The 12590-nt window shown below is 72.0% G+C and carries 11 protein-coding genes; 5 read left to right on the top strand and 6 right to left on the bottom strand.

Features of this window, described 5'->3' with window-relative positions; translation table 11 throughout:
- Window positions 1-19: 19 nt before the first annotated feature.
- Together IF20_RS09565 and IF20_RS09560 are read right to left on the bottom strand one after the other, a co-directional pair.
- On the bottom strand, window positions 20-436 hold the full coding sequence (locus IF20_RS09565; protein ID WP_052864662.1) for a hypothetical protein: 417 nt from the start codon (window positions 434-436) through the stop codon (window positions 20-22).
- A 222-nt stretch (window positions 437-658) separates the two neighbouring features.
- Window positions 659-1192, bottom strand: a complete 534-nt coding sequence (locus IF20_RS09560) for a GNAT family N-acetyltransferase (RefSeq protein WP_052864661.1) — start codon at window positions 1190-1192, stop codon at window positions 659-661.
- A gap of 189 nt (window positions 1193-1381) precedes the next feature.
- Here IF20_RS09560 and IF20_RS09555 point away from each other — a divergent pair, with 189 nt between their 5' ends.
- The 4 genes from IF20_RS09555 (at window position 1382) to IF20_RS09540 (ending at window position 6701) form a co-directional block, all read left to right on the top strand.
- Entirely contained in the window at window positions 1382-2383 is a 1002-nt protein-coding gene (locus tag IF20_RS09555; RefSeq protein WP_052864660.1) for a sigma-70 family RNA polymerase sigma factor, read from the top strand.
- A 343-nt stretch (window positions 2384-2726) separates the two neighbouring features.
- On the top strand, window positions 2727-3488 hold the full coding sequence (locus IF20_RS09550; RefSeq protein WP_052864659.1) for a DeoR/GlpR family DNA-binding transcription regulator: 762 nt from the start codon (window positions 2727-2729) through the stop codon (window positions 3486-3488).
- Window positions 3485-4432, top strand: coding sequence for a 1-phosphofructokinase (pfkB, locus tag IF20_RS09545; protein ID WP_052864658.1), 948 nt, complete (start codon window positions 3485-3487; stop codon window positions 4430-4432). Before IF20_RS09550 ends, pfkB begins: the two co-directional genes overlap by 4 nt.
- A gap of 97 nt (window positions 4433-4529) precedes the next feature.
- Window positions 4530-6701, top strand: a complete 2172-nt coding sequence (locus IF20_RS09540) for a PTS fructose transporter subunit IIABC (RefSeq protein ID WP_052864657.1) — start codon at window positions 4530-4532, stop codon at window positions 6699-6701.
- 195 nt (window positions 6702-6896) lie between these two features.
- On the opposite strand, the gene IF20_RS09535 is transcribed toward IF20_RS09540, so the two are convergent.
- Both IF20_RS09535 and IF20_RS09530 read right to left on the bottom strand, forming a co-directional pair.
- A complete protein-coding gene (locus tag IF20_RS09535) occupies window positions 6897-8180 on the bottom strand; it encodes a L,D-transpeptidase (RefSeq protein WP_407702474.1) in 1284 nt (427 codons plus the stop codon).
- Window positions 8181-8272: 92 nt separating this feature from the next.
- The gene (locus tag IF20_RS09530) at window positions 8273-9460 is read right to left on the bottom strand and encodes a CaiB/BaiF CoA transferase family protein (protein ID WP_407702473.1); all 1188 of its coding nucleotides are present in this window, start codon (window positions 9458-9460) and stop codon (window positions 8273-8275) included.
- A 459-nt stretch (window positions 9461-9919) separates the two neighbouring features.
- On the opposite strand from IF20_RS09530, the gene IF20_RS09525 reads away from it, so the two are divergent.
- Window positions 9920-10243, top strand: a complete 324-nt coding sequence (locus IF20_RS09525; protein WP_324605564.1) for a hypothetical protein — start codon at window positions 9920-9922, stop codon at window positions 10241-10243.
- 192 nt (window positions 10244-10435) lie between these two features.
- On the opposite strand, the gene IF20_RS09520 is transcribed toward IF20_RS09525, so the two are convergent.
- Both IF20_RS09520 and IF20_RS09515 read right to left on the bottom strand, forming a co-directional pair.
- Window positions 10436-11038, bottom strand: coding sequence for a YIP1 family protein (locus tag IF20_RS09520; protein WP_110944023.1), 603 nt, complete (start codon window positions 11036-11038; stop codon window positions 10436-10438).
- Between the two features lie 150 nt (window positions 11039-11188).
- On the bottom strand, window positions 11189-12382 hold the full coding sequence (locus IF20_RS09515) for a P1 family peptidase (RefSeq protein WP_110944022.1): 1194 nt from the start codon (window positions 12380-12382) through the stop codon (window positions 11189-11191).
- Between the last annotated feature and the right edge of the window lie 208 nt (window positions 12383-12590).

Here is a 12590-nt window from a genome sequence, read left to right as displayed (position 1 = left end):
GGCTTCTCCAGGGCCGGGGCTACCGCCGTGCGCCCGGGGAGTCGTGGTTCCGGAAGAGGTACAGGGAGACCGCCAGCATGATCGCGCCGAAGAGCGCGCCGTAACCCGTCGCCTTCAGTGCCGTGGACGTTCCCGCGAGGCTGTACAGGAAGCCCATCGTGGCCCCGAAGAGCACGCCGTAGGCCAGCGCCCGGATCTCGATGATCATCCGGTCCTGGACGCGCATCAGGGCCAGCCCGAGGACCACGGTCACCACGGTGGCGATCAGGCCCAGCAGGAACGCGTGGACGCTGGAGGACCCGGTGCTGTGGTCGAGCAGCCCGGCGTAGATGCCATAGGCGACGCCGCCGACGACGGGGACGCCGGTGGTGACCGCCACGGTGTGCCGGCGGGGGGCGGCGGCCGCGGTGGTGCGGGTGCGAGCGTGCGTCTGCATGACGGCTCCTCTCTCTCGCCTCCTTCCAGGAGGCACCCCGCTGTGGTCCCCGTCAACTGGAGCAGCCCGGGCAGTGGGCAGCCGGTAGCGGGCCTCCGCGCCCAGGGGCCTCCTGGCCTCCGCGCCTACGGGTCTCCTGGCTCCGCGCCCAGGGGCCTCCTGGCCTCCGCGCCTACGGGTCTCCTGTCCTACGGGCCTACGGGGGGCCGGAGCCGCCGCCCCTCAGTGCTCGTCGAGTCTCTTCTCGTACCAGGCGACGTCCCAATAGCGGCCGAATTTGAAGCCCACCTCGCCGTACGTACCGACGTGGCGGAAGCCGAAACGGGTGTGCAGGGCGGTGGAGCCGGGATTGGGGAGCGCGATGCCCGCGTACGCGCGGTGCACGTCCTCGCCCTCCAGGGCCTCGAAGAGCGCCTTGTAGAGCAGCGTGCCGGCGCCCCGGCCGGTCGCCTCGGGGGAGAGGTAGACCGTGACCTCGACGGAGGTGCGGTACGCGGGCTTCGGGCGGAAGGGGCTGGTGGTCGCGTAGCCGAGGAGCCGGCCGGACCCGTCGTCCACGCCCTCCCGGGCAACCAGAAGGCGGTGAGGACCGTCTTGGGGGTGGGAGAGCAGCCAAGGACGGCGCTCTTCGGGGGTGAACGGCTCGGTGTCGAATGTGATCGCCGTCTCACGGATGTAGTGGTTGTAGATATCCGTGAGGGCCGCCAGGTCGGCCTCGACGCCCGGTCTGACCTGCACTTCCCCGCACCCCGACATGCCGTGGCCTCCCTCGGTGGGGATGCAGGGTACTGCATGATCAGAAAAACGAGGGGTCGCCGAGGGAATTCTGTCCGGTTTCCAGCCGTTGTTTCCATCAGACGGGGGCACCCGGCCCGCAGACAGCAGGGATCAGGTGTCCCGGCCGCCACCATCCCGCGACCGACTCATCGCTAAGGGAGCACACGCATGGCAACCCGTGCCGTCGCCCGTCGTCAGCCCACCACGAGCGGTGCTGACGGGGCCAACAGTGTTCGCGCCGTAGGCGGGGAGATCGCCGACCGCGACCTGGTCGGCATGTACCTCGACGAGATCGCGCGTACCCCCCTGCTCGACGCTGCCAGAGAGGTCGAGCTGTCGCAGACCATCGAGGCGGGTGTCTATGCCCGGCAGATCTTGGACGGCGAGGTGACCGACGGGAACGCTGCCGGGGCGACGCCGGAGGAGCTGCAGGTCCTGGTCGACGAGGCCGAGAAGGCCAAGGACGTCTTCATCCGGTCCAACCTCCGCCTGGTCGTAGCGGTCGCCCGCCGCTACCCGCGCAGCGGCCTGCCGCTGCTCGACCTCATCCAGGAGGGCAACGCCGGCCTGGTCCGCGCGGTTGAGAAGTTCGACTACGCCAAGGGCTTCAAGTTCTCCACGTATGCGACGTGGTGGATCCGCCAGGCGATCACGCGGTCCATCGCCGACCAGTCCCGCACCATCCGGCTGCCCGTCCACCTGGTCGAGGAGCTGGGCCGGATCCGACGCGTGCAGCGCGAGTTCAACCGCGAGCACGGCCGCGACCCGGAGCACGCGGAGATCGCTGCCGAGCTGGGCGCCAAGCCCGAGCGGATCAGCGACGTGCTGGACTGGGCCCGCGACCCCGTCAGCCTGAACATGTCCGTGGACGACGAGGGCGAGACGCAGTTCGGCGACCTGCTGGAGGACACCTCGGCCGCCTCGCCCGAGCAGTCCGTGCTCACGCTGCTGCGCAGTGAGGAGCTGGAGGACCTGATCGACCGCCTCGACGGCCGCACCGCCTCGATCATCAAGGCGCGGTACGGCATAGAGGACGGCCGCGAGCGGACCCTGACCGAGGTCGGCAAGCAGCACGGTCTGACCCGTGAGCGGATCCGCCAGATAGAGAAGCACGCGCTGCTGGAGCTGAAGCGGATGGCGCACGACACCGGCTTCGACGCCGCGGCGTAATCGCTTCAACGGCTTCAACGACGGCAGCGACTGCAACTGCTGCAACCGCTTCGGCACCACCCCCTGTACGAGCCCCGGCGCCCTCCCCCGTGCGCCGGGGCTCTTTCCTGTCCGCGGCCGGCCAGGGGCCGCACCATCGTCGGCGAGCCGACCCGTCAGCTCCGTCATGCCCGTTTGTGTCTGTCTCGTGCCCGAGTCTGTTTACTTTGCAGAAATCCGGGCGTAGCCTGCTGGTGAAACCACACGTTCGGGCATCGCACGGGTAGGAACCGGACAGGAACCGGACAGGGTTCAGGCAGGAACTGGGCAGAAATCGGACAGGAACGGAACGGACCCAGGTCGCATGTACGCAGCGGAACGACAGCAGGAGATCCTGCGCCTCGCCCGGGACAGCGGGCGGGTCGACGTCCTCTCCCTCGCCGAGGAATTCCAGGTCACCGCCGAGACCGTACGGCGTGACCTGAAGGCGCTGGACCGCGCCGGACTGGTCCGCCGGGTGCACGGCGGGGCCATACCGGCGGGCCGGCTGGACTTCGAGCCCGACCTCGCCGAGCGGGACACCGTCGCCGCCGACGAGAAGGACCGCATCGCGCGGGCCGCCCTCGCCGAGCTGCCCGACGACGGCAGCGTGATCCTGGACGCCGGCACCACCGCCGCCCGGCTGGCCGCGGAGTTTCCCCTGGAGTCCGACGTCACCGTGGTCACCCACGGCCTGCCGGTCGCCGCCCGCCTCGCCGACCACCCCGGCCTCACCCTGCACCTCGTCGGCGGCCGCATCCGGCACCGTACGCGGGCCGCCGTAGACGACTGGGCGCTGCGCGCCTACCGCGAGATCAACGCCGACGTGCTCTTCCTCGCGACCAACGGCTTTTCGCTGGAAGGCGGCCTGACCACGCCCGACCTCGCCGAGGCCGCCGTCAAGCGCGCGATCATCGCCGCGGCGCGCCGGGTCGTGCTGATCGCCGACTCCGCCAAGTTCGGGCAGCAACACTTCGCTCGCTTCGGCGACCTCTCCGACGTCGACCTCCTGATCACCGACACCGGGCTCAGCCCCGAGAACGCCCTCGCCATCGAGCGCGCGGGCACGGAAGTAGTACGCGCATGATCCTCACCGTCACCCCCAACCCCAGCCTGGACCGCACGTACGAGGTGCCCGGCCTGGAGCGCGGCGCCGTGCTGCGGGCCGGCGCCGACCGGGTCGATCCCGGCGGCAAGGGCGTCAACGTCTCCCGTGCGGTCGCGGCCGCCGGGCACGAGACGCTCGCCGTGCTGCCGGTCGGCGGGCCGGCCGGGCAGGCGCTGGCCGACCTGCTGGTGGCCGAGGGGATAGAGGTCGCGCCGGTGCCGGTGGCCGGGGCCACCCGCTCCAACATCGCGGTCGCCGAGCCCGACGGCACCCTCACCAAGATCAACGCAGCCGGGCCCGAGCTGTCGCCGGCCGAGTCCGAAGCGCTGCTGGAGACCGTACGGGAGCGCTCGACGGGCGCCGCCTGGATCGCCTGCTGCGGCAGCCTGCCGCGCGGCCTGGCCCCCGAGTGGTACGCCGACCTGGTCGCCCGCGCGCACCGGGCCGGGGCCCGGATCGCCCTGGACACCTCAGGGCCGTCGTTGACGGCCGCTCTGCGTGCCCGCCCCGACGTGGTCAAGCCCAACGCCGAGGAACTGGCGCAGGCCGTCGGCCGCCCGCTCGCCACCATCGGCGACGCGGTCAAGGCGGCGGAGGAGCTGCGCGCGATGGGCGCCGAGGCGGTGCTCGCGTCGCTCGGCGCCGACGGGCAGCTGCTGGTCGACGCCACCGGCACGTACTACGGCACCGCCGAGGTGGACGCCGTACGGAGCAACGTCGGCGCCGGGGACGCCTCGCTGGCCGGGTTCCTCGCGGCCGGCGGTACGGGTACGCGTGCGCTCGCCGAAGCGGTGGCGCACGGCGCGGCTGCGGTGCAGCTGCCGGGCAGTGTGATGCCGACCCCCGGCGACCTGCGGCCGTCGGACGTGACGGTGACCGACGTGGTCCCGATGGACCGCCCCCTGACGGAGGCCGTGTCATGAACGGTTCTGTACGCCGGGATCGCCCGGCAGACGTTCGTCCTCAAGCACCGGCCGGGCTGGTCGCCCGGACGGGCCGGGAATACAGAGGGAGCCCGCGATGAGTGAGCTGATCACCGCGGACCTGGTCGACCTCGACCTGTCCGCCGACACCAAGGAAGCGGCCGCCAGGTCGCTGGCCGAACGGATGGTGGCGGCCGGTCGCGTCACCGACCTGGACGGGTTCCTCGCGGACGTCGCCGCGCGCGAGGCCCAGATGCCCACCGGGCTGGACGGCGGCATCGGCATCCCGCACTGCCGCAGCGCCCATGTCACCGAGCCGACGCTGGCCTTCGGGCGCAGCGCGGCCGGCATCGACTTCGGCGCGGCGGACGGCCCGGCCGACCTGATCTTCCTGATAGCCGCCCCGGCCGGCGGCGACGCCGACCACCTGTCGATCCTCTCGACGCTGGCCCGGCACCTGATGGACGCGGAGTTCACCGGGGCGCTGCGGTCGGCGGACGACCCGGAGCGGGCGGCCGCGCTCGTACGGGGCGACGAGCCGGCGGAAGCCGACGAGCCCGCCGCTCCGACGACCGGCGAACCCGCCACCTCGGATGCCGGCAAGCCTGCCACCGCGGATGCCAGCACACCTGCCACCTCGGCGACCGACAAGCCTGCTGCCCCTGCTCCTCATGCCGCCGCCCAAACGGACGAGCCCGTGGCTGCCGAAGCCGGCGCGCCCGCCGCTGGGAACGAGACCGCCACGGGCGCAACGGCTCCCGCCGGGGCCCCGTTCCGGATCGTCGCCGTCACCTCCTGCCCGACCGGCATCGCGCACACCTACATGGCCGCCGAGTCGCTGACGAAGGCGGGCGAGACGGCCGGCGTGGAGCTGGTCGTGGAGACGCAGGGCTCGGCCGGGTTCACCCGCCTCGACCCCGCGGTGATCGCGGCGGCGGACGGCGTGATCTTCGCGCACGACGTGGAGGTGCGGGACCGGGACCGGTTCGCCGGCAAGCCGGTCGTCGACGTCGGCGTGAAGGCCGGCATCAACCGCCCCGCCGAACTGATCGCCGAGGTACGGGAGAAGGCCGCGCGCGGCGAGGTCGGTACGCCGACCACGCGCTCCGACGCACCGATGGACCGCGGCGCCGAGGAACAGGACGGCTTCGGCACCCGGCTGCGCAAGTGGCTGATGACCGGTGTCAGTTACATGGTGCCGTTCGTCGCGGCGGGCGGCCTGCTGATGGCCCTGGCGTTCGCCATCGGCGGTTACCGGATCGACAAGGCCCCGTCCGTCGCCGAGCACTTCATCTGGACGGACACCAGCAGCTGGGCCGCGCTGCTCTTCCAGGTCGGCAACGTCGCCTTCACCTTCCTCGTGCCCGTACTGGCCGGCTTCATCGCGTACGGCATGGCCGACCGGCCGGGGTTGGTACCCGGCTTCGTGGGTGGCTCGATCGCGCTGACCGTCAACGCGGGCTTCCTCGGCGGTCTGATCGCCGGTCTGCTCGCGGGCGCGGTGGTGATGGCGATCCAGCGGGTGCGTGTGCCCGCGCCGCTGCGCGGCATCATGCCGGTGGTGGTGATCCCGCTGATCTCCTCGGCGGTGGTCGGGTTCCTGATGTTCCTGGTCATCGGCAAGCCGATCGCCGCGCTGCAGAAGGCGCTGACCGACTGGCTGTCCGGCCTCACCGGCGCCAACGCCGTCATCCTGGGCGTGATCCTCGGCCTGATGATGTGCTTCGACCTCGGCGGTCCGCTGAACAAGGTCGCGTACGCCTTCGCGGTCGGCGGCCTGGCCAACCCCAACGACGGCAGCCTGAAGGTGATGGCGGCGGCGATGGCGGCCGGCATGGTCCCGCCGCTGGCCATGGCGCTGGCGACGACCGTGCGCGGCAAGCTGTTCACCAAGGCCGAGCGGGAGAACGGCAAGGCCGCCTGGGTGCTGGGTGCTTCGTTCATCACCGAGGGCGCTATCCCGTTCGCCGCGGGCGACCCGCTGCGCGTCATCCCCGCCTCGATGGCGGGCGGCGCGGTCACCGGCGCGCTGTCGATGGCCTTCGGCTGCACCCTGCGCGCCCCGCACGGCGGCATCTTCGTGGTCCCGCTGATCGGTCAGCCGCTGCTGTACCTGGTGGCGATCGTGGCCGGCGTGGCCGTCAGCACCGCCCTGGTGGTCGTCCTCAAGGGGCTGCGGAAGTCCGGTACGGAGCAGGGCGCTCCGGCAGCCGCCGAGGACGCGGAGCAACCGGCCGCCGAGAGCTGGCAGGAGCCGGTCGCGGTCTGACGCGCCCCGCCACCGCGGACGGTCCGGCGCTCCTGTACGAGCGGTCCGCCCCTGTACGAGCGGTTCGGCGCTCCTGTACGAGCGGTCCGGTGCTCCCGTACGGGCGGACCGCCCCCGAAAGCACACCACCCCGCTGCCAGTGCCCGGCAGCGGGGTGGTGTCTGTCTTCGCGTAGCGAGTGAGTGGAGTGAGTGGTCAGGCGGCGCTGCCGGCCTTCCACTGGTCCCACGACATGTTCCAGCCGTTGAGGCCGTTGTCGGGCTTGACCGTCTCGTCCTTGGAGTTCTTCACGACGACCACGTCACCGATGAGCGAGTTGTCGAAGAACCACTTGCCGGGGGTGTCGCCGTTGGCGCCCTTGACGTCGCGCAGGCCCACGCAGCCGTGGCTGGTGCCCGCCTGGCCGAAGATCGAGGGCGAGCCCCAGTAGTTGCCGTGGATGAACGTGCCGGACGAGGACAGCCGCATGGCGTGCGGCACGTCCTTGATGTCGTACTCGCCCTTGCCGTCCTTGCCGGTGAAGCCGACCGTGGAGCCGTCCATCCGGGTCTCCTTGAACTTCTCCGAGATCACCATCTGACCGTTGTAGGTCGGGTTCTCGGGGCTGCCGCCGGAGATCGGGATCTTCTTGAGGGTCTTGCCGTCCCGCTCGACCGTCATGGTCTGGGTGTTCATGTCGACGGTGGAGACCTGGGAGCGGCCGACGGTGAAGGTGACCGTCTTGTCCTGGACGCCGGTGACGCCGTTGGCGCCCTCCACGCCGTCCAGGTCTATCTTCATCGTGACCTTGGAGCCGGCCTTCCAGTAGTCCTGCGGACGGAAGTCCAGGCGCTGGTTGCCGAACCAGTGGCCGACGACCTCCTGGCCGCTGCTGGACGTCACCGTGATGTGCGACTGCACGGCCTTCTGGTCGGTGATGGCCTTGTCGAAGTTGAAGGACACCGGCATGCCCACGCCGACGGTCTTGCCGTCGTCCGGGGTGAAGGTGCCGATGAAGCTGTTGGCGGGCGAGACCGTGGTGAACGTGGAGTTCTCGGTCGCGGCCCGGCCGTCGGAGTCCTTGGCCTTCGCGGCGAGCTGGTACTTGGTGCCACGCTCCAGCTGTACGTCCGGCTTCCAGCTGGCGCCGTCGCCGGATATCGAACCGGCGATCTTCTCACCGGTGTCGGCCCTGGTGAGCGTCACCTGCGTCAGCTTGCCGCCACTGACCTTGACGTTCGTGCCGTTGATGCTGGCGCCGTTGGAGCCGTCCTTCGCCGAAACCTTGATCTTTGCGTCCGAGGCGTCCTTGGCGGCCGCGGCGTCGGCCCCGGCCTGGCCGTCCTTGTTCCCGGCTCCCGTGGCGTCACCACCACAGGCGGTCAGGGCCAGTGCGCCGGCCGCGAGCAGTGCGGCCGCCGCGAGGCCGCGACGCCGCAGCGAGCGCGCGGGGCGCGAATTGCGGGGCTGTGCGGGCGCGGCGTTGTCCGGCGTTGTCACGAGCTGCTCCTGGCAAGAGTGTTGGTCCACTGTTTCTTAAACAGCGACTGTGAGCCGTTTTGGTTGCAGCTCTCCATATGTTGTGACAGATGTCACACGTGTGGGTGAAGTGGCTGGTCGGATGGGCCGGCCAACCACTCCCGGAGCTGCGCACCGTGTTCGTCCAGCCGCGGCGGCGCGGTGGGTTCGGCCACCGGCGTACGCGAGAGCCGCAGCGGGCTGCGTACCTGCGGTACCCGATCCGCGCCGACCGGAACGATCGGATCCAGCCCTAGTTCGGACGCGAATTCGATGGCTTCGCTGAGGGTGTTGACGGGGCCGCACGGCACCGATACCGCGCTCAGCCGCTCGGTCCAGCCGCGCGGGGTGTCCCCGGCCAGCCGCGCCTCCAGCTCCTTGACCAGCTCCGTACGGTGCGCCACCCGGTCCGGATTGGTCGCGAACCGCGGGTCGTCCGCCAGTTCCGGGGCGCCCAGCGCCGTGGCCAGCGCGCGGAACTGCCGGTCGTTGCCCACCGCGACCGCCAGCAGCCCGTCGCGGCAGGCCAGCGTCTCGTACGGCGCGATGCTCGGGTGCCGGTTGCCCATCGGGCCCGGGTCGCGGCCGGTGGCCAGATGGCCGGAGGCCTGGTTGACCAGCGAACCCAGTAGCGAGGACAGCAGGTTCACCTCGACGTGCTGGCCCTCGCCCGTACGGTCCCGGTGGCGCAGCGCCGCCAGGATCGCGGTCGTCGCGTCCTTCGCGGTGAGGACGTCCACCAGCGCCACGCCCGCCTTCAGGGGCGGCCCGCCGGGCTCGCCGGTGATGCTCATCAGCCCGCCGACCGCCTGCACCACGAAGTCGTAGCCGGGCAGGTGGGCGCCCTCGCCCGAGCCGAAGCCGGTGATCGAGCAGTGCACCAGGCCCGGGTTGGCGGCGAGCGAGGACGCCGGGTCCAGGCCGTACTTGGCCAGCGCGCCGGGCCGGAAGTTCTCGATCAGGACGTCGGCCCTGGTCGCCAGCTCGCGGGCGGCCTCGGCGTCGTCCGGTGCCGAGAGGTCCAGGGCGAGGCCGTACTTGGAGCGGTTCGCGGCATCGAAGTACGCGGCGGTGCCGTCGGCCGCGAACGGCGGGCCCCAGGACCGGGTGTCGTCGCCGGCCCCGGGCCGCTCGACCTTCACCACCCGGGCGCCCAGGTCGGCCAGGGTCGCGGCGGCCAGCGGCCCCGCCAGCACCCGGCTGAAGTCGGCGACGAGCACCCCGTCGAGCGGCTTCGGCAGGTCCGTACGATCCACGCGCACTCCTCCGTCGGGTATTCGGCTTGTCCGGTGGTCCAGTGGTCGGGTGGGCCGGTTGTCCGGCTTTTCCGTACGGCTGGGCCGGTTGTCGTATCGAGTGAGTGGTGCGCCGCCATGCTGGCGGACGATCTTGGCCGGGCGGAACCCGCCGATGCGTCCAACGTGCCCCGCCGGACCCCACCGCGTAGGAGTGGTGCGGACGTACCGGTGAAACGGGCGGAATTCGGTACACCGCGCCGCGGACCGCCGGATTATTGCGAGGGCGGAGCGGAATCGTGGCCGGATTCATGCGGTCGTACCGGCGTTTCTTGAGGGGGGCGCACCTGATGCGGTGGGATGAGGGATGGTTGTGGCGTGATGCGGGAAGGACCCTGAGTGATGCGGGAAGGTCCGGTAGTGATGGGAGATGCATCACTTCGGGGCCTAAGTCCTATAAAAACCTGTCATAAGTGCCGAGGCGTGGTGTCTACTGATCCGCGTCAGTCGACGGTGCCGAGCGCGCCGGCGCCGCGCCCGTACGCCATGGAGGACCGGATGCTCCCCTCCGTCTCGACCCTGCAGCAGATCGGCCTGGCCGTCCTGCTGCTCGCGACCCTCGCCTGGGCCGTCGGGCTGATCAGAACCGTCCGCAGGGACCGCCCCGCGCCCCAGCCGCCGGGTACGGCACCGCGGCTGCTGAAGGCCGTACCGCGGCAGGTCGTCCCGCCGTCGGAGAGCGTCGAGCTGACCGCGGCCGAGCGCGAGGCGTTCGCCGGACTGGTTCGCGAACTGACCAGGCGTCACTGAGACGGCAGCACCGCCGGCCCCCCGACAGTCGGTGGGTCAGCGGGTGAGCGGGTGTCAGCCGACGGGCTGGGGCCGGTGGTCTGTGGCCGGTGGCCGGTGAGTGGGCGTCAGGTTGTGGGGGGTGGCTGCCGGTGGCCGATGAGTGGGCGTCAGGCTGCGGGGCGGTGGCTGTGGGTGGCCGGTGAGTGGGTGTCAGCCGACCGAGCCGAGTTTGAGCAGCGCCAGTGACGCCAGCATCTGGACCGCCACCGCGCCCACCGCCCGCAGCGTCGGCAGATGGTGCTGACCCCGGATCAGCAGCACCGCCAGCGCGCAGCCGAAACCCCAGGTCGTCAGCGCCACCGCCTGGGCGACGGGATGCTGCTCGGGGAGGACGAAGGCCAGCAGCAGCCGCGGCAGGTCCGTCACCCAGAACACCACGACGAACAGGCTGGCCGTCGGGCGGAGGCGGCCGTTGCCACCGAGCGTGCGGGCCATGGCGTGCGTGACCAGCCCCAGTCCGAGGCTGGCGACCAGCACCCCCGCCTCTGTGATGCCGGCGAGCTGCCACGCCACCTCGCGCGGCCCGGTCCGCCACTGGGACCGGAACGTCCCCGAAGCCAGCAGTCCCAGCGCGCCGCTGAGCAGCGTCAGCAGCACCGCGGCGCTGCACGCACCGCGGTCACGCGCCTCGTCCAGCACCTCCACGGGGCGGTACCAGAGCCCCAGAACCAGCCGGTGCCACCACAACCGGCGCCGTGGGGCGGACTGCGTCGCGGGGGCGGGCTGGACAAGTGTGGGCGGCGGTATGGACATAAGGCCGTTTCTACCACCGGGATTCGTACGGTGATCGGGCGGGAGCGGTGCGGTGCGGTGTGCCGGGGCGCGGCAGGAGTGTGAGGACCAGGGCCTTCAACGCCCGCAGTCCCGCCAGTGCTCTCAGCGCCCTCAGGGCTCTCAGGGCGCTCAGCCGCTTCCGGGCTCCTCGTACAGGTCGCTGTACGAGGGGAAGACGCCGCCCGGCCCCGCCACGCTCTCCGCGGCCAGTACGGCCTTCACGACGGCGCGGGTCAGCACATCGGCGCCGGCGGCCAGGATCTCGTTGACCGCGCCGGCCTCCGCGTGTACGGCGAACGCCGGATCGGCCGTCGCGCTCTCCGGCGCCACCGGCCGGTCCCCGGTGGCCAGCGTGAAGACCGTGTCGCCGTCCGAGAGCAGATGCACCGGGCGTATCGCGCGGGCCAGCCCGTCGTGCGCCGTACCCGCCAACTTCTGCGCCTGAGCGCGGGTGAGGGCGGCGTCCGTGGCCACGACGGCGAGGGTGGTGTTCAGCGGTGGGCGTGCCGACTCCGCCGAGCGGGCGGCCGACTCCGCGCGGGCCGCGGCCAGCCGCCGCACCGCCGCCGCGTGCGCCTCGGGCGCCGGCGGCTGCGTCTCGCCCTGGTACAGCCGCCCGTAGAGCAGTCCGGTCGCCGGGTCGACCGGCGAACCGGCGGCGTTGACCACCGCCAGCACCGACACCGTCACTCCCGAGGCCAGCACGACGCTCGCCGTGCCGACGCCCCCCTTCAGTCCGCCGGCCACCGCGCCCGTCCCCGCGCCCACGTTGCCCTGCGGTACCGCCGCGCCCGGAGCGGTGCGGTGCGCCGCCTCCACGGCCGTCCGGCCGAGCGCCGCGTCCGGGCGGGCCCGCCAGTCGCCGCCCCGCCCGAGGTCGAAGAGCGCGGCGGCCGGCACGATCGGCACCACCTGGGTCGGCTCCGGCCCCACCTGGAAGCCCCGCCCGTGGTCCTCCAGCCAGGCCGCCACGCCCGATGCCGCGTCCAGCCCGAAGGCGCTGCCACCGGTCAGGACGACGGCGTCCACGCGCTGCACCAGATTGCGCGGGTCCAACGCGTCCGTCTCGCGGGTGCCGGGTCCGCCGCCGCGGACATCGACGGCGGCGACCGCGCCGCCTTCGGGGGCGAGGACGACGGTCGTGCCGGTGAGGTGCCCGCTGTCGATGCGCTGCGCGTGCCCGACCCGGAGGCCCGGTACGTCCGTCAGCGCGTCACGGGGACCGTGCTCACGGGGGCTGTGCTCACGGATGTCGTGCTCACGGAGCTCGTGCTCACGGGGGCCGTGCGGAATGCGGGACGGGGTGCCCGGTACGTCAGCCATGCGTCATGCGTACCACGCGGCATACGGCGCCGGGCAGGCCGCGCCGCCTGGCCTCGGGGCGGGGCGGGGCTGGGCGGTCGCGGAGATCCGGTTGCGCCGATCCGGTTGCGCCGGTCCGGTCCCGCCGGTCAGGACTCGTACACCCCCGGTTCAGAGACCCCGACTCGGACACCCCGGCTCAGAGGCCCGTGCTCAGAGGCCCGTGCTC

It is taken from the genome of Streptomyces niger, assembly GCF_000718305.1.
GTDB classification, from domain to species: domain Bacteria; phylum Actinomycetota; class Actinomycetes; order Streptomycetales; family Streptomycetaceae; genus Streptomyces; species Streptomyces niger.
The sequence above is the reverse complement of the archived record's forward strand: the minus strand, read 5'-3'. Positions and strand labels throughout refer to the sequence as shown.